16 protein-coding genes are annotated in these 16,914 nt (G+C 72.1%); 7 read left to right on the top strand and 9 right to left on the bottom strand.

All coding sequences use genetic code 11. The features are described 5' to 3' along the window. Nucleotides 1–110: 110 nt before the first annotated feature. Nucleotides 111–803 (bottom strand): GntR family transcriptional regulator, encoded by a 693-nt coding sequence (locus AB0C66_RS20500; protein WP_362440202.1) that lies wholly within the window; start codon nucleotides 801–803, stop codon nucleotides 111–113. 181 nt (nucleotides 804–984) lie between these two features. Continuing rightward, a complete protein-coding gene (locus tag AB0C66_RS20505) occupies nucleotides 985–2,346 on the bottom strand; it encodes an aspartate aminotransferase family protein (protein ID WP_362440205.1) in 1,362 nt (453 codons plus the stop codon). A gap of 262 nt (nucleotides 2,347–2,608) precedes the next feature. Here AB0C66_RS20505 and AB0C66_RS20510 point away from each other — a divergent pair, with 262 nt between their 5' ends. The 4 genes from AB0C66_RS20510 (at nucleotide 2,609) to AB0C66_RS20525 (ending at nucleotide 6,242) form a co-directional block, all read left to right on the top strand. Beyond that, nucleotides 2,609–3,244 (top strand): DJ-1/PfpI family protein, encoded by a 636-nt coding sequence (locus AB0C66_RS20510; protein ID WP_362440208.1) that lies wholly within the window; start codon nucleotides 2,609–2,611, stop codon nucleotides 3,242–3,244. After that, nucleotides 3,241–3,729 (top strand): MarR family transcriptional regulator, encoded by a 489-nt coding sequence (locus tag AB0C66_RS20515; RefSeq protein WP_362440211.1) that lies wholly within the window; start codon nucleotides 3,241–3,243, stop codon nucleotides 3,727–3,729. The genes AB0C66_RS20510 and AB0C66_RS20515 overlap by 4 nt, the downstream gene beginning before the upstream one ends. A gap of 155 nt (nucleotides 3,730–3,884) precedes the next feature. Further along, complete coding sequence (locus AB0C66_RS20520; RefSeq protein WP_362440214.1) at nucleotides 3,885–4,328, top strand: hypothetical protein; 444 nt, start codon at nucleotides 3,885–3,887, stop codon at nucleotides 4,326–4,328. A gap of 51 nt (nucleotides 4,329–4,379) precedes the next feature. Next, on the top strand, nucleotides 4,380–6,242 hold the full coding sequence (locus tag AB0C66_RS20525) for a DUF4328 domain-containing protein (protein ID WP_362440216.1): 1,863 nt from the start codon (nucleotides 4,380–4,382) through the stop codon (nucleotides 6,240–6,242). A gap of 112 nt (nucleotides 6,243–6,354) precedes the next feature. Here AB0C66_RS20525 and AB0C66_RS20530 read toward each other — a convergent pair whose 3' ends face one another. Further along, a complete protein-coding gene (locus tag AB0C66_RS20530) occupies nucleotides 6,355–7,638 on the bottom strand; it encodes an adenylosuccinate synthase (protein WP_362440219.1) in 1,284 nt (427 codons plus the stop codon). A gap of 157 nt (nucleotides 7,639–7,795) precedes the next feature. Between AB0C66_RS20530 and AB0C66_RS20535 the strand changes: the two genes are divergently transcribed. Then, nucleotides 7,796–8,851: a hypothetical protein gene (locus AB0C66_RS20535; RefSeq protein ID WP_362440222.1), complete on the top strand. Its 1,056-nt coding sequence runs from the start codon at nucleotides 7,796–7,798 to the stop codon at nucleotides 8,849–8,851. 45 nt (nucleotides 8,852–8,896) lie between these two features. Here the strand turns inward: AB0C66_RS20535 and AB0C66_RS20540 are convergent, their stop codons facing one another. Further along, nucleotides 8,897–9,421, bottom strand: a complete 525-nt coding sequence (locus tag AB0C66_RS20540; RefSeq protein WP_362440225.1) for a MarR family transcriptional regulator — start codon at nucleotides 9,419–9,421, stop codon at nucleotides 8,897–8,899. 92 nt (nucleotides 9,422–9,513) lie between these two features. Here AB0C66_RS20540 and AB0C66_RS20545 point away from each other — a divergent pair, with 92 nt between their 5' ends. After that, complete coding sequence (locus AB0C66_RS20545; protein ID WP_362440227.1) at nucleotides 9,514–10,431, top strand: ABC transporter ATP-binding protein; 918 nt, start codon at nucleotides 9,514–9,516, stop codon at nucleotides 10,429–10,431. Continuing rightward, nucleotides 10,428–12,077: an ABC transporter permease gene (locus AB0C66_RS20550; protein ID WP_362440230.1), complete on the top strand. Its 1,650-nt coding sequence runs from the start codon at nucleotides 10,428–10,430 to the stop codon at nucleotides 12,075–12,077. Before AB0C66_RS20545 ends, AB0C66_RS20550 begins: the two co-directional genes overlap by 4 nt. 183 nt (nucleotides 12,078–12,260) lie before the next feature. On the opposite strand, the gene AB0C66_RS20555 is transcribed toward AB0C66_RS20550, so the two are convergent. Genes AB0C66_RS20555 through AB0C66_RS20575 form a run of 5 tightly spaced genes read right to left on the bottom strand, consistent with a single transcriptional unit; the run spans nucleotide 12,261 to nucleotide 16,815 of the window. Next, nucleotides 12,261–13,484 carry a cytochrome P450 gene (locus AB0C66_RS20555; RefSeq protein ID WP_362440233.1) on the bottom strand — a complete coding sequence of 408 codons (1,224 nt, stop codon included), beginning with the start codon at nucleotides 13,482–13,484 and terminating at the stop codon, nucleotides 12,261–12,263. 25 nt (nucleotides 13,485–13,509) lie between these two features. Continuing rightward, nucleotides 13,510–13,710, bottom strand: coding sequence for a hypothetical protein (locus tag AB0C66_RS20560; RefSeq protein ID WP_362440235.1), 201 nt, complete (start codon nucleotides 13,708–13,710; stop codon nucleotides 13,510–13,512). Between the two features lie 54 nt (nucleotides 13,711–13,764). Beyond that, nucleotides 13,765–14,697 carry an alpha/beta hydrolase gene (locus AB0C66_RS20565; RefSeq protein WP_362440237.1) on the bottom strand — a complete coding sequence of 311 codons (933 nt, stop codon included), beginning with the start codon at nucleotides 14,695–14,697 and terminating at the stop codon, nucleotides 13,765–13,767. Then, a complete protein-coding gene (kynU, locus tag AB0C66_RS20570; protein WP_362440240.1) occupies nucleotides 14,694–15,929 on the bottom strand; it encodes a kynureninase in 1,236 nt (411 codons plus the stop codon). The genes AB0C66_RS20565 and kynU overlap by 4 nt, the downstream gene beginning before the upstream one ends. Next, entirely contained in the window at nucleotides 15,922–16,815 is an 894-nt protein-coding gene (locus AB0C66_RS20575; RefSeq protein WP_362440243.1) for a tryptophan 2,3-dioxygenase family protein, read from the bottom strand. The genes kynU and AB0C66_RS20575 overlap by 8 nt, the downstream gene beginning before the upstream one ends. Between the last annotated feature and the right edge of the window lie 99 nt (nucleotides 16,816–16,914).

Here is a 16,914-nt window from a genome sequence, read left to right on the forward strand (position 1 = left end):
CGCGGCGGGGCCGGGCGGAGAGAAGGGCACGCGACGGGGACCACCTCGGACCCGTCCGGCGTTGCGTGTTCTGCGTCACACCGTGCCGGGCGCGGGGCGAGGGCGCCGGATCAGCGCGTCTCCGACTCCCCCGCCAGCCGCTCGATCAGGGTGCGGAAGTGGGTGTTGTACGCCCCTATCAGCCGCTCGGAGGTGGCCGGATCGCCCCGGGTCACCGCGGCGGTGAGCTCACAGTGCCCCGCCCACAGCAGTCCGCGCAGATCGGGCACCCGGCGCAGATACGGCACGGTGAACACCCAGGTCTGTACCCGCAGCCGCTGGAGGAAGTCCAGGATGTACGGGTTGCCGACCAGTCCACAGATCTCGCGCCAGAAGCGCAGGTCGTAGCCGATCAGGATGTCGAGGTCACCGGAGCGGGCGGCCCGCTCGGCCTCCTCGGCCCGGCGCCGCACCGAGGCCAGCGCCGCTTGCGTCATGGAGCTCAGCGTCTGGTCGACGTAGTGACGGAACACGCCCTCGACGACCATCGTGCGGGCGTCGACCATATGCCGGAAGTCCTCGATGGTGTACTCGTGGACCTTGAAGCCGCGGTGTTCCTCCACCTCCAGCAGCCCCTGGGAGCACAGGTCGAGCAGCGCCTCGCGGACGGGTGTCGCGGAGACGCCGTACTGGTCGGCGATCTCCTTGACGGTGAACTGACGGCCCGCCGGAAGGCGGCCAGCGAGCACCTCGTCACAGAGCGCGTCGGCGATCTGCTGCCGCAGGGTGTTCCGCTTGACCGGGCTGGTGCCGGGCACGGGCATCGAGGACCGTCTCCTTCCGCGGCCGTCGTGATCACCGATAAGCGGACGGCCCTCGCATCACGATATGCGAGGGCCGTCGCGCTCAGTGCCCTGTGTACGGCGGCGGTCCACACGGGATGACCACACGATGCCCCCCGGGGCCGGGAGGCGTCGGTCACCGGTCAGCCGGTGCGGGCGTCGGTCAGCCGGTGTGGGCGTCGGCCGCGGACAGCGCCTCGTCCAGGATGGCGAGCCCCTCCTTGGCCTCGGTCTCGGTGACGGTGCACGGGGGCACCACATGGGTGCGGTTCATGTTCACGAAGGGCCACAGACCGCCGCGCTTGCAGGCGGCCGCGAAGTCGGCCATGGGCTGGTTGGCCGGGCCGGCGGCGTTGTACGGCACCAGCGGTTCGCGGGTCTCCTTGTCCTTCACCAGGTCCAGCGCCCAGAAGACACCGGTGCCGCGCACCTCGCCCACCGACGGATGCCGCTCGGCGATCTCGCGCAGCCCGGGGCCGATCACGTTCTCGCCGATGGCGGCGGCGTTCTCCACGATGCCCTCCTCGGCCATCGCGTTGAGGGTGGCGACGGCGGAGGCACAGGCCAGCGGGTGGCCGGAGTAGGTGAGACCGCCGGGGTAGGGCCGCCGGTCGAAGGTGGCGGCGATCCCGGCGTTGATGGCCACCCCGCCCAGCGGCACATAGCCGGAGTTGACGCCCTTGGCGAAGGTCAGCAGATCGGGGACGACGTCGAAGTGGTCGGCGGCGAACCAGCGGCCGGTGCGCCCGAAGCCCGCCATCACCTCGTCGAGGACGAAGACGATGCCGTGGCGGTCGCAGATCTCCCGGACACCGGGCAGATAGCCGGGCGGCGGGACCATGATTCCGGCGGTGCCGGGGATGGTCTCCAGCACGATGGCGGCGATGGTCTGCGGACCCTCGAAGGCGATGGTGTCCTCGAGGTGGCGCAGCGCGCGCTCGCACTCCTGGGCCTCGTTCTCGGCGTAGAAGGGCGAGCGGTAGAGGAACGGCGCCCAGAAGTGCACCACTCCGGCCGAGGCGGAGTCGGAGGGCCAGCGGCGCGGGTCACCGGTCAGGTTGATCGCGGTGGAGGTGGCGCCGTGGTACGAGCGGTAGGCCGAGAGCACCTTGGGGCGGCCGGTGTGCAGCCGGGCCATCCGGACCGCGTTCTCCACGGCCTCGGCACCGCCGTTGGTGAAGAAGATCTTGTCCAGGTCGCCGGGGGTGCGCTCGGCGATCAGCCGGGCGGCCTCGGAGCGTACGTCCACCGCGAAGCCCGGGGCGATGGTGCACAGCTTGGCGGCCTGCTCCTGGATCGCGGCCACGACCTTGGGGTGCTGATGGCCGATGTTGGTGTTCACCAGCTGACAGGAGAAGTCGAGGAAGCGGTTGCCGTCGTAGTCCCAGAAGTACGCGCCGTCGGCGCCCGCGACGGCGAGCGGGTCGATCAGACCCTGCGCGGACCACGAGTGGAAGACATGCGCACGGTCCGCGGCCTTGACGGCGGCACCGGCGACGGGGTCGGGAGTGGGCTGCACGGACACGTTCGGTACCTCTGATCGCTCACGGGGCGGGGGTCCGACCAGCGTACGGACCACTCCGCGGGCCCGTCACCGACATCCTGTCCGGCATTTCCCGTGGCTCTCGACACACTGCCGGGCCGGGTGTGGTCCCGAGCTTCCGGGCCCTGAAAGAAACCATTGACAGCACCCTGTCGATACGACAGCCTACTGTCATTCGATGAGGGGCCGAGCGGAGCGCCTCGCGGATCAGGACCGACTCGCGGATCAGGACCGAGGAGAAGCCATGGGACGCCGGACCGTGCACGTGGCCGTCTACGACACGCTCGCCGACTGGGAGATCGGGCATATCACCGCCCACCTCCGCGAGACCGCCTTCCACCGACCGCCCCGCGAGGGCTTCACCGTCAGCTATGTCGCGGCCCGGCCCGGGACGGTGACCACGATGGGCGGTATGCGCGTCGAACCCGATCTGACCCTGGAGGAGCTACGGCCGCGGGACAGCGCGATGCTGATCCTCCCGGGCGCCGGCGCCTGGGAGGGCGATCCGGAGATGGCGCGCTTCACCGGCGCCGCGCGGGAGTTCCTGGCGGCCGGGGTGCCGGTCGCGGCGATCTGCGGCGCCACGGCGGGGCTGGCGCGGGAAGGGCTGCTGGACGGGCGCGAACACACCAGCGCGGCGGCCGAGTTCCTGGCCGCCACCGGCTACCGAGGCGGTGACCACTACCGCGAGGCGGACGCGGTCACCGACGGGAAGAGCGGTCTGATCACGGCCGGACCGACCGAGCCGGTCGCGTTCGCCCGGGAGATCCTGGCCCGTCTGGAGGTGTACGAACCCGAGGTGCTGGACGCCTGGTTCCGGCTGTTCTCGGCGTCGGACGCGTCCGCGTACGGCGTCCTCCAAACGGCGGCCGCACGATGACGGACGGTGTCGACGAGGCCGAGCGGGTACCCGCGTTGCTCAGCGGGACGGCGCTCTCGGTGTTCCGGCTCAACGGGCAGTTCCTCGCCGTCTCCGAGCGGCTGTCCCGTCCGGCCGGGCTGACCGCCGCCCGCTGGCAGGTGCTCGGCGCGGTACTGCGGGAGCCGCTGCCGGTCGCCGGGATCGCCCGCGCCATGGGCATCACCCGGCAGAGCGTCCAGCGCGTCGCGGACCTGCTGGTCGACGCCGGGCTGGCGGAATATCTCCCCAACCCCGCGCATCGCCGGGCCAAACTCCTCACCCCCACCGAGGCGGGGCTCACCGCGGTACGGGCGATCGTGCCCGGCCACCGCGAGTTCGCCGGTCAGCTGGCCGAACAGCTGGGCGGAGCCGCCGCGTTGAGTGAGGTACTCGCCGCCCTGAGCCGACTGACCGAGGCGCTGGACACCCTGGAGTCCGGCGCCATGGACACCCCCGCGAGCTGACCGCCGCGGTCGCGCCACCGTCCCGGGCAGATACGGAACCGATAACGGATCCCCTGCGTCGTCCACTTCGCTCCCGGCCACCCTTATTCTCTCGGGGGGCTGATCAGGGGGATCAGGGGAAGGGACAACACGCATGGAAGACCTGCTCGGCACCGGTGCCGGGGCCGCCACTCCCTGCCCCCGGCTCCGGCGGCTTCGATCCCAGTTGCCCGGGCGGGTCGGGGCCGCCCGCCACCTCCGGTGGCAAGCCCGTCCCGGCCACCTACGAGGGCACCTGGCTGGCCAAGAGGGCGTTCGGACAGGACGACACCACACTCAAGATCACCATCAAGCAGGGCGCGGTCGGCACCGCGGTGGCCGAGGAGGTCGGGGACAGCAAGAAGTACCACTGCGAGGGCAAGCGGCGGCTGGCCTCCGTCTCCAAGGGGCTGGTCCTCAGCCCGGTCGAGGTCACCGACGGCAACCCCAAGGATCTGTGCACATCGGGCGATTCGCTGACATTCACCGCCTCCGGCAAGGACAAACTCCGAGTGGAGTATGACGACCCGGACGACTACAGCGATGAGACGATGACACAGACGTTCACCCGACTCGACTGATAGGCCGATCGGCAGACGGACCATCGGCACACGGACAGGAGCCACACCGCGATGGAGAACCTCGGGGGCCAGGACCCGCGGTGGATAGGCGAGTACCGGCTGCTCGGCAAGCTGGGCGAGGGCGGCATGGGCAAGGTCTTCCTCGCCCGCTCCGCCCGTGGCCGTACCGTCGCCGTCAAACTCGTACAGGCCGAACTCGCCCGCCAGGCCGACTTCCGCGGCCGCTTCCAGCGTGAGGTGGAGGCGGCCAGACGGGTCGGCGGGCAGTGGACCGCGCCCGTCCTCGACGCCGATACCGACGCCGCGGTCCCCTGGGTGGCCACCGGCTATATCGGCGGGCCCTCGCTGCACGAGGTGGTGGCCGAGGGTTTCGGGGCGCTGCCCGAGCGCTCGGTGCGGGTGCTGGCCCACGGACTCTCCCTGGCGCTGCGCGACATCCACGGCGCCGGACTGGTCCACCGGGACCTCAAACCGTCCAACATCCTCATCACCATCGACGGCCCGCGCGTCATCGACTTCGGGATCGCCCGCGCGCTGGACGCGGTCGACAGCACGGCGGGCGGCAATCTGACGATGACCGGCGCGGTCGTCGGCTCGCCCGGTTTCATGTCGCCCGAGCAGGTGCGGGGCGAGACGGTCACCGCGGCGAGCGATGTGTTCTGCCTGGGCTCGGTGCTGGCCTTCGCGGCCACCGGGCGGCAGCCGTTCGGCAGTGTGGACAGCGGGATCCACGCCCTGATGTACCGCATAGCCCAGGAGGAGCCCGAACTGACCGGGCTGCCCGAGGGATTGCACGGTCTCGTCTCGGCCTGTCTCAACAAGGATCCGGCGCTGCGGCCGTCGGTCGCGGACCTCGTCGCGTACACCGAGCGGACCGGGCCGGAGACCGGGACCTGGCTGCCCGGTGAACTGCTCGCCCGGCTGGGGCGCGACGCGCTCCAGCTGCTGGAGGTGGAGACGGAGAACGCCCAGCAGGGCCCGGTGGGACCGCAGTCCGCCACCGCCTACGCCAACCCTGCCGCCCCCTCGACACCCACCCCGCCCACGGCCCACGCCGGGCACGCGCCGCACGCCGGGTATGCCACGCCCTCCGCGTACGGCTCACCCGGCCACCCCCCGCACGCGGGATCGCCCGGCTATCCGATGACCGGGGTGGGGGCGCCCGCCCACCAGCACGGTCAGCCCTGGCCGGGCGGCTATCAGGGGCATATCCCCTACGGCCGTACGGCCGCCGTGCTGCGGTCGGCGCGGGGGCTGTGCACCGGGGTGCTGACGACGTTCGGCATCTGGCTGGTGCTGACCGTCATCCATCTGTATCTGAACCTGTCGCTGTTCGGCGCCTACCGCGATCTCCTCGACGGCACCGGCACCGAGGCGGCGGTCGACCACCGCAAGGACGCGGTGGAGCCGATGGAGATGTTCCTCCTCGCCTGCGCGCTGGCGGTGCTGGTGATGTGGCTGATCTGGTTCCGCCGCGCCTACCTCAACGCCACGGTGCTGACACCGGGACGGCAGCGGTTCAGCAGCGGCTACGCCGTCGGGGCGTGGTTCATCCCGATCGCCCAGCTGTGGCAGCCCAAGCAGATCGCCAATGACATCTGGAACTCCAGCGTCTCCCCGGGCCCCGGCCGGGTCTCCCGCTCGGTGCTGCACTGGTGGTGGGTGCTGTTCGTGGTGATGTTCTGGGTCGAGCCGATCACCGGACTCGTCGACATCGGGTCCGAGACCAGCAGGGAGCGTCAGGTCGCCGCCGGTTTCGTCATCGCGGACGACCTCGTCTCGCTGCTGTGCGCGGTGCTGGCCATGACCGTGGTGGTGCGGATCACCAGGATGCAGGACCAGCGGATGGCGGGGCCCGCCGTACAGCAGCCCGCGCCGCCCGCGGGGATGTTCGGCCCGCCCGCCGGGCACTGACCGCGCGGATCACCTACGAAGTCCCCGGCCGTTCAGGGAACGGCCGGGGACTTCGTCGTCCGGGAGTCCGGAACTCCACAAGCCCGGAAGCCCGGAAGCCCGGAACTGCGGCTCAGAGGAACGAGTTGATCTGGATCGTCTCGTCGCGGCCCGGGCCGACACCGATCGCCGAGATCCGCGCGCCCGACATCTCCTCCAGCGCCTGGACATAGCGCTGGGCGTTCTTCGGCAGATCGTCGAAGGTCTTCGCCTGGCTGATGTCCTCCGTCCACCCCGGCAGCGTCTCGTAGATCGGCTTGGCGTGGTGGAAGTCGGTCTGGCTGTACGGCAGTTCCTCGACCCGCTTGCCGTCGATCTCGTACGCCACACAGACCGGGATCCGCTCCCAGCCGGTGAGCACATCCAGCTTGGTCAGGAAGAAGTCGGTGAGCCCGTTGACCCGGGTCGCATAGCGCGCGATCACCGCGTCGAACCAACCGCAGCGGCGGTCGCGCCCGGTGGTCACACCGCGCTCACCGCCGATGGTGCGCAGCTTCTCGCCGTCCTCGTCGAGCAGTTCCGTCGGGAACGGACCCGCGCCGACGCGCGTGGTGTACGCCTTCAGGATGCCGATCACGCGGCTGATCTTCGTCGGCCCGACGCCCGCGCCGGTGCAGGCACCGCCCGCGGTCGGGTTGGAGGAGGTGACGAAGGGATACGTGCCGTGGTCGACGTCGAGCAGAGTGCCCTGGCCGCCCTCGAAGAGCACGACCTTGCCCTCGTCGATGGCGCTGTTCAGCACCAGGGTGGTGTCCGCGACGAAGCCCCTGAGCTCGTCGGCGTAGCCGAGCAGTTCCTCGACGACCTGGTCGACGGCGATGGCGCGCCGGTTGTAGAGCTTGGCGAGGACCTGGTTCTTGAAGTCCAGGGCGGCCTCGACCTTCTGCCGCAGGATGGACTCGTCGAAGATGTCCTGCACCCGGATGCCCACGCGGTTGATCTTGTCCGCGTAGGACGGTCCGATGCCCCGGCCGGTGGTGCCGATCTTGCGCGTCCCCAGGAAGCGCTCCGTCACCTTGTCGAGGGTGGTGTGGTACGGCGTGATCAGATGCGCGTTACCGCTGATCATCAGCTTGGACGTGTCGACACCGCGCTCGTTGAGCCCGCTCAGCTCGGAGAGCAGGACCGCGGGGTCGACGACGACGCCGTTGCCGATGACCGGGGTGCATCCGGGCGAGAGGATTCCCGAGGGGAGGAGGTGCAGCGCGTACTTCTGGTCGCCGACGACGACCGTGTGGCCTGCGTTGTTGCCGCCCTGGTAGCGCACCACATAATCAACCGAGCCGCCGAGCAGGTCGGTGGCCTTCCCCTTGCCCTCATCACCCCACTGAGCACCGAGCAGCACAAGTGCGGGCACAGGCGTACACCCCTTCCGGGCGGGGCATGTCCAACGTGCGTGGGTGGCGCGCGCGCCACCACCAGAGCCGTCGAACCGGTGCCCCGGATAGACGAAGCCCCTGGCGCAACAGCGACAGGGGCTCTTGCACCGAGAGATTACCTGAGGAAGGACCGAGGTGTCGGCTCCAGATCCCTGGCACTCTCCGCCGGACACCGTCCGGGAGCGCCCCCTGCTTGTGGTCATCGACCCCGCCGCCCGGCGAACGGACGGGGAGTCGGTGCGCATCGCGAAGGATGTGCTGTGTGCGGGCGCACAGACGAAAATCTGTCTGCCGGACGGCCCGGACGAAGTCGAGCGGGCCCTCGCCCGCCGCGGCGCCCGCCGCCCGGTGGTGGTCGGTGACGACCGTGCGCTGCTGCGGGTGGTGGAGCTGCTCCACCGCCGCCGGGAGCTGGCGGACGCCGCGCTGTCGGTGGTTCCGGTCGGCGGCCCGGCCACGGTCGCCCTGGCCCAGTCGCTGGGCGTGCCGACCGATCCGGTCACGGCCGCCCGTACCGTCCTCGACGGGGCCGCGTACCCGCGTGACCTGCTGGTGGACGACAGCGGCGGGGTGGTGCTCGGGGGCCTGCGGATCCCGTCCGGTCCGCGGACGGACTCATCGGTCCGGCCCGGCGGCCAGGAGCCGTACGACCGGCACGGCGCGCAGGAGCCACCGCCGCCCGACAGCGGTCCGCCCGCGGGGCCCGGCACCGGCACCGGCACCGGCTCCCTCAACGGCCACCGGGATCGCCGGGACCCGGGCACGGGGGCCGCGGGCGGTGGCTCGCCACCCTGGTGGACTCCGGCGGCCCGCACCGCGCGCACGGCCCTGACGCTGCTGTCGCTGCCGGTCATCGGGCTGACCGGGGGCTCCCGCCGCCGGGTCCATCCACCACCGCCCCCGCACCGGCTGCGGATCGAGGCGGACGGGGTGCTGCTGACCGATCTGGACCGGCCGGTCACCCGGGTCTCGGTGTCCACGGCGGCCGCGCCGGGCGAGGGCGGCCTGGCCGAGGTCGTGGTCCATCCCCACGCGGCCGGTGGCCCGGTGCGGGCGCTGGCGCGCGCGGTCACCGTCTCCGGCCAGGACTTCCGCTACCGCGCGGACGCCCTGGTCCGCGGCCCGGTGCGCAGCCGCACCTGGACCGTCCTCACGGAGGCGTGGACCCTGATCCTCCCGCACCGCACCTGACCCCCGCCGGAGCCCCACTCGTGTGCGGCCCCGGGCTTCCAGGCCCTAGCGGCCGGGGGCTTCCTCCCGGCGGGCGGTCTGGTGGGCGCGCCAGCGGTCGAGCATCTTGGGCAGCTCCTGCTGCATGAATTCGAAGAACTCGGCGGTCTCGGACACCCGCCGCCCCGCCGGGGTGTCGGGCCCGAGCACCTCGGCGCCGTCGCGCATGGTGCCCTCCCAGCGGATGAGGAGCTGGTCGCGGCGGGTGAGGGTCTCGTACCAGACCTCGTTGTGCAGCCGGTAGCGGTCGCGGCGGGAACCGGGCTCGCGCTCCCGCGCCACCATGGCCACCTGGGTGAGGTAGCGGACCGCTCCCGAGACCGCGGCCGGGCTGATCTGGAGCCGCTCGGCGAGCTCGGCGGAGGTGAGCTGCCCCGAGTCGGAGACGAGCAGGGCCGCGAACACCCGGGCGCCCATCCGCTGCATCCCGGCCTCGGCCAGGTCCGCCGCGAACCGCTCGACGAACCGGGACACCGCCTCTGGGTCCCGCGAGACGCTCGGCGCGCCCTCCGGTTGCGTCGTCTCCCTCACCAGCTCATCATCTCCTCTCTCTGTCACATCATCATAAGTTTATACGGTTCCTTAACTTCACAAATTTCTGAAACTAGCGTAGCTTCGGAAACATGAAGACGGCAATCTCCGCGTCCGGCCTCCACAAGTCCTTCGGCCGGACCCACGCGTTGGACGGCCTCGACCTCGAAGTCGAGGCAGGTGAGGTCCATGGTTTCCTCGGGCCCAACGGTGCCGGGAAGTCCACCACCATCCGGGTCCTGCTGGGGCTGCTGCGAGCCGACGCCGGTGCGGTCCAGCTCCTCGGCAAGGACCCCTGGCACGATGCGGTCGACCTCCATCAGCACATCGCGTACGTCCCCGGAGACGTCACCCTGTGGCGCAACCTCAGCGGTGGCGAGGTCATCGACCTGTACGGGCGGCTGCGCGGCGGGCTGGACACGGCACGGCGCGCCGAGCTGCTGGACCGCTTCGAGCTCGACCCCACGAAGAAGGGGCGCACCTACTCCAAGGGCAACCGCCAGAAGGTCGCCCTGGTCGCCGCGTTCTCGTCCGAGGTCGAGCTGCTGATCCTGGACGAGCCCACCTCGGGGCTCGACCCGCTGATGGAGGAGGTGTTCCGGGAGTGCGTGGCCGAGGAGCGCGACCGTGGCCGCACGGTGCTGCTCTCCAGCCATATCCTCAGCGAGGTCGAGGCGCTGTGTGACCGCGTCAGCATCATCCGCAAGGGCACCCGGGTGGAGTCGGGTTCGCTCACCCAGCTCCGCCATCTGACCCGTACGTCCGTCACCGCCGAGCTGGCCGGGCCGGTCAACGGCCTGTCCGGGCTCCCCGGTGTGCACAACCTGGACGTGCAGGACCAGAAGGTCAAGCTCCAGGTCGACAGCGACCATTTGGACGCCGTGCTGCGCCAGCTCACCCAGTCCGGGGTGCGCAGCCTCATCTCCACCCCTCCGACGCTGGAGGAGCTCTTCCTACGTCACTACCAGGACGACGTCACCCCTGCCGGAGAAGGGGCGGTCGCCCGATGACCACCGTCGCCGACGCACGGGTCACGCCCCGTACCCGAGGCTCGTCCCGGGACCTGGCGGGCACCGGCACCCTGCTGCGGCTCGCGCTGCGCCGCGACCGGATCATGATGCCGGTGTGGGTGCTGTGCCTGGGGCTGACCGCCAGCAGCACCGTCGGCCGCCTCGAGAGCGCGTACGACACCCCCAAGGCCCGCGCCGACCTCGTCGCGGACATGAATGGGAACGGCTCGACGAGAGCCCTGTTCGGCGCCGCCTTCGACGATTCGCTCGGCGCCCTCACCGTCTGGCGGGTGGGCGCGTTCCTCTCCGTGTTCGCCGCGATCATGAGCCTGCTGATCGTGATCCGGCACACCCGCGAGGAGGAGGAGACCGGCCGTCAGGAGGCGCTGTCCGCCTGTATGGTCGGCCGCCGCGCGGGCCTGACCTCGGCCCTGCTCGCCGTGGGCATCGCCAACGCCGCGGTCGCCCTCCTGATCGCGGGCAGTCTCGCGGGCGAGGGCGGCACCGGCGCGCTCGCGCTGGGGCTGTCCGTCGGTCTGTCCGGGATGGCCTTCGGCGGTCTGGCCGCCGTCGCCGCCCAGCTCACCGAGAACGCGCGGCTGGCCCGGGGGCTGACGTCCGCGGCCGTCGGTGTCGCCTTCGTGCTGCGGATGGCGGGCGACGCCGCCGAGGACGGTTCGAAGGGCTCCGGCCATCTGCTGGTCTGGCTCTCACCGCTGGGCTGGGCGGAGTACGCGCGGCCGTTCGCGGACGTGCGCTGGTGGCCGCTGCTGCTGATCGCCGTGCTCGCCGCCGCCTCCCTCGCCCTGGCGTACTCCCTGGCGGGCCGCCGCGATGTCGGCGCCAGCTTCTACGCCACCCGCCCCGGCCCCCCGGCCGCCGGGCCGTTGCTCAACGGGGTCTTCGGCCTCGGCTGGCGGCTCCACCGCGGTGCGCTGCTCGGCTGGAGCGCGGGCTTCGTCTTCGCCGGTCTCATCTTCGGCGCCATCTCCGACGGTGCCGACGACTTCCTCGGCGACAGCGACAAGACCCGCGAGATCATCCAGCGGATGGGCGGCGCCCAGGGGCTGAACGACGCGTTCCTCGCCTCCATGGTCGGCATCCTCGGCACCATCCTGGCCGTCTACACGGCAAGTGCGGTGCTGCGGCTGCGCAGTGAGGAGACCGACCAGCGCGCCGAGCCACTGCTGGCCAACGCGGTCAGCAGGCTGCGCTGGGCCGGCAGCCATCTGGTCATCGCCTATCTCGGCCCGGTCGTGGTGCTCGCCATCGGCGGTCTCGCGCTGGGCGTGGGCTTTGGCGTGGCCGCCGATGACATGGGCGGGATCCCGCGCGCCGTGGGCGCCACGCTCGCGCAGGCCCCCGCGCTCTGGGTGGTCACCAGCGCCGCCGTCTTCCTGGTCGGTGTGGTGCCGAAGTACACGGCCGCGGCCTGGGCCGTGGTCGGCTGGGTGGTGGCCCTGAGCTGGATGGGCCCCGCGCTCGAGGTGTCCCAGTCGGTGATGAACACCTCACCGTTCAGCCACTTGCCGAAGCTGCCCGGTGACGATGTCACAGCCGCGCCCTTCCTGTGGTCGCTGCTGATCTCGGTCGTTCTGACCGCCGGAGGTCTGGTGGGACTGCGCCGTCGCGATATCGGCGGCTGACCCCCGTCAGCCCACCGCCCCCGGCCCCTCGGCGCCGGTCCCGCGCTCCCCGCGGCGGCCGGCGCCGAGCGGCGTTCCGGGGGCGCGCGGCGTTCCGGGGGCGCGCGGCGTTCCGGGGGCGCGACCGTTTCCGTCCACAGGGTGTGGACGGGCGCGCCCTCGGGACTCGGCTCGGATCCCCGCTCAGATCTCGACGGAGAGCTCCGTGAGTCCCCGGATCACGAACCCCGGCCGCCACTCCGGCTCCTTCACCAGCCGCAGCGCGGGCGCCTCGCGGAGCAGCGCGCCGAAGGAGGCCTTGAGTTCAAGGCGGGCCAGCGGGGCGCCCAGGCAGTAGTGGATGCCCGCGCCGAAGCTGACATGCGGGTTGTCCACCCGGGAGAGGTCCAGGGTGTCGGGGTGGTCGAAGCGCGCGGGGTCGCGATTGGCCGAGCCGAAGAGGATCGCCACCTCGCTGCCGCGCGGGATGACCGTGCCGTCCACCTCGATATCGTCCAGCACCCAGCGCTCGAAGAGCTGCAACGGGGTGTCGTACCGCAGCAGTTCGTCCACGGCGGTGGGCAGCAGCGCCTCCGGCTCCGCGCGCAGCGCCGCCAGCTGGTCGGGGTGGCGGAAGAGGGTCCACCAGCCGTTGCCGGTGGAGTTGACCGTCGCCTCATGGCCCGCGTTCAGCAGCAGCACACAGGTGGAGATCATCTCCTGTTCGGAGAGCCGGTCCCCCTCGTCATACGCCGCGATCAGCGCACTGATCAGGTCCTCGCCCGGGTTCTCCCGGCGGGCGGCGATCAACTCCCGCAGATAGGCGGAGAACTCCAGCGACGCGCGCACCGCGCGGCTCGCGGTCTCCTCGCTCGGGTTCAGCTCGAACATCCCGCAGATATCCGCCGACCACGGGCGCAGTGCGGAGCGGTCGGCGGGCGGAATGCCGAGCATCTCGGCGATCACGGCCACCGGCAGCGGTTCGGCGACCGAGGCGATGAGATCGCCGCCGCCGTCCGCGAGGAAGGCGTCGACCAGCTCGTTCGCCAGCCGCTCGATCGTCGGCACCAGCGCCTCGACCGTCCGCGGGGTGAACGCCTTCGAGACCAGCCGCCGGATCCGGGTGTGGTCCGGCGCCTCCAGGTCGAGCATCCCGTTGTCGTTGAGGATGTGGAACGGCTCGTGCTCGGGCGGCGGCGCGGTACGCCCGAACTCCTCGTGGCTGAACCGGTGCAGATAGGTACGGCCGAGCCGACGGTCGGCCAGCAGGGCGCGGGCGTCGTCGAAGTGCGGGATCAGCCACTGCCCGGACGGCTCGAACCAGTGCGCCCGGCCGCGTTCGCGCAGCTCGGCGTAGGCCGGATACGGGTCGGCGACGAACGACGGCCGCCACGGGTCGAAGGCGGGAAGCGGCGCTGTGCTGGTCATGCCGGGACGGTACCTCCCGACGGACTCAGCCTCCAGGGGCTACCGGCCGCGCCTTGTGGCCGCCCGGGTGCGGTCCCGCAGCCCCGGCCCGTCGCACCAGGGGGTGCGCCCGGCCGAGCCGCGGCAGCGGGCGGAACGCGAAGGCGCCCGTGATCAGGTCCTGCCGCGGGCCGGACAGCGCGGTGCGGACCAGGTGGATTTCGGTCCGCGGAAGCGTCTCGGTCACCCGGGTACGGATTCCCGGCCGCACGCCTCAAGCACTACGGACGGGCTTGTGGGGTCACCGGACATCGGGATCCTCGGAGGCGAGGTCAGTGCCGCGGGCGAGGCGGGCGATCTCGGCGACGACCGTACGCACGGCCGGGGCCGTGGGGTCGATCAGCGGGAAGTGCCCGGCCGCGGCGAGACGTACGACTCGTGGCGGCTGCCGGGCGGCCGCGGCCGCCGCCGCGAAGGAGTCCGCGACCTGCGGCGGGACATCGACGTCGGTGCCGCCCTGCACCAGTGTGGTGGGGACCCCGGTGGGCAGCAGTGCGGCGGGGTCGACGAACGGCAGCCGGGCGGCGCCCTCCTCGCCGGTACCGAGGAGTTGGTCCACCGCGTCGGAACAGACGCGCAGCGCGCGGGCGGTGGTGAGGTCCGCGATGGGCGCGAGGGCCACCACCCCGTGGACGCGCGGCGGCGCGGACAGCCGCCAGCGCGACCCCGGCGGCAGCCGGTGCCGCGCGGCAGCCCACAGCGCGGCGTGCCCGCCCGCGGAGTGCCCGACGAGCACCAGCCGTTCGGTGTCCACACCGGGCAGCGCCCGCTCGCGCACCAGCCGCGGCACGGCGTCCACGACGGCGGCGACGTCATCGAACGTCTCCGGCCACCGCCCGGCACCCGGCGCCCCGGTCCCGGGCGGGGCCGGGGGGTGTGGGGAGGTGCCGCGGCGGTATTCGGCCGAGGCGACCGCGAAGCCCCGGGCGGCCAGGTGGGCCGCGAACGGGGACAGGTGGCCGCGGTCGTACGGGGCGCGCCAGGCGCCGCCGTGGAAGAGCAGGACCAGCGGGGCGGGCCCACCCGCCGCCCCCGTGGGCGGCAGGTGGAAGTCCACGACCTGGTCCGGGTGTTCGCCGTACGCGGCGGTGGCGTCCGGTGCCACCGGGGCGAGGCCGAGGAGGGACGCCTCCTCGGCCGCGGCGATCCCGGCGGGGTCCCGTGGGGCCGTCACCCGGCCGCGCCGCCCTCCGCGAGGACATCGGCCAGCACCCGCGCCGCCCGCTCCACATCCGCGAACCCGGTGTACAGCGGGGTGAAGCCGAAGCGCAGCACATCGGGGCGGCGGAAGTCGCCGACCACACCGCGCCGTACCAGCTCCGCCATCACCGGACCCGCGTCCGCGCACCGCAGCGCGACCTGGCTGCCGCGCCGCTCGTGGTCGACCGGGGTGAGCGACTCGACCCGGCCCGCCGGGACATGGCCCTTGACGCAGCGCAGGAAGAAGTCGGTCAGGGCCAGGCTCTTGGCCCGGACGACCTCGATGTCGACGTCGTCCCACACCTCCAGCGCGGCCTCCAGCGCCAGCATGGAGAGGATCTCCGGTGTGCCGACGCGACCGCGGACCGCACCGTCGGCGGGGGTGTACGCGGGGTCCATGCCGAACGGATCGGCATGCGAGTTCCAGCCGGGGAGCGGGGAGTCGAACCGCGGCTGGTGCTCCTGGGCCACGTACAGATACGCGGGCGAACCCGGTCCGCCGTTGAGGTACTTGTAGGTGCAGCCCACCGCGAAGTCGACCCCGTGCGCGTCCAGCCCGACCGGCAGCGCCCCCGCGCTGTGGCACAGGTCCCAGACGACGAGCGCGCCCGCCGCGTGGGCGGCGGCCGTCGTCCCGGGCAGGTCATGGAGCCGACCGGTCCGGTAGTCGACATGGTTGACCAGCGCCACGGCGGTGCGCGGCCCGACCGCGGTGGGAACGTCGCCCGCCGCCACCTGCCGCAGGGTGCAGCCGGTCATCCGGGCGGCGGACTCGGCGATATAGCCGTCGGTCGGGAAGGTGGCCTCGTCGACGAGGATCTGATCGCGGTGGGCGCCGCGCGCCCGCGCGATCCGCACCGCGCCGACGACCGCCTTGAAGACGTTCACGCTCGTGGAGTCGCCCACGACCACCTGGCCGGGGGCCGCCCCGACGAGCCGTCCCACACGGTCGCCGAGCCGCTCCGGCGCGGTCCACCAACCGCTCTCCTCCCAGGAGCGGATGCGCAGGCTGCCCCATTCCCGGGTGATGACGTCGGCCAGCCGGTCGGGGACGGCCTTCGGCAGCGCGCCCAGTGAGTTGCCGTCGAGATAGACGGTGTCGTCGAGGGCGAAGGCGGCGCGCTTGGCGCGCAGTTCATCGGCCTCGTCGAGCCACGCGGCGGCGTCGGTCAGCGTGGGCGCCCCGGAGATCCTGGTGTCAGACATGGCTGCGCGCCGTCCACAGCTCGGGGAAGACGTTCTTCCCGGCGCGCTTCTCCAGCCAGGCGACTCCGGCGGAGCCGCCCGTGCCGGTCTTGGCACCCATCGCCCGCCGGGTGGCCACGAGATGGTCGTTGCGCCAGCGCCACACGAGCTCGGCGACCTCGGTGAGCGCCTCGCCGAGCCGGGTCAGCTCGTCGTCCCGGGGGCCGGAAGCGGAGTAGATCTCCTGCCACACCCGCTCCACACCGGGGTCCGGTACGTACCGCAGGGCGGGGTCGCGGTCCAGTACGACGGCCGGGATGTCGAAGCCGCGGCGGGCCAGGAAGCGCAGCACCTCGTCGTAGAGGCTGGGCTCGGTCAGCGCCTTCTCCAGCTCGGCGTGGACACGCGGGGCGCCCCGGTGCGGCACGAGCATGGACGCGGACTTCTCGCCGAGCAGGAACTCCATCCGCCGGTACATCGCGGACTGGAAGCCGGAGCCGTCGCCGAGCGCGGAGCGGTAGGCGTTGAACTGGCCCGGGGTGAGATGCGCGAGCGGCTTCCAGGAGCTGTTCAGCGACTCCAGCTCGTACGTCGAGCGCTTCAGCGCGGCCATCACGGTGGGCAGGTCGTCCTCGCGCAGCGCCTGCGCCGCGGTGTGCCACTCGTGGACGATGACGGTGAACCACAGCTCCATGACCTGGGTGGTGACCAGGAAGACCATCTCGCCGGGGTCGTCGGAGAGGGGGTGCTGGAGGTGGGTGAGGACGGACGCCTGGACGTAGTCCTCGTACGGGGTGGTGCCCTGGAAGTCGAGGTGGGGCGCCTCGGTCTCGGCGTCCGGCGCCGCGGATTCCGGCGGCGGGACTTCCTGTGGGGCGGTCGGGCTGGGGGCAGGCTGCTGCGACATCGCGTCTCCTGAGTACTGCTCGCTCCCGGGTAGCGGTCCGCCCCATCCCTTCGGTCTCGGAGCCCCGGTCCCCTCAGGGCCCGCACATCAGCAGGCCCT

This window comes from Streptomyces sp. NPDC048636, from assembly GCF_040650655.1.
Lineage (GTDB): Bacteria > Actinomycetota > Actinomycetes > Streptomycetales > Streptomycetaceae > Streptomyces.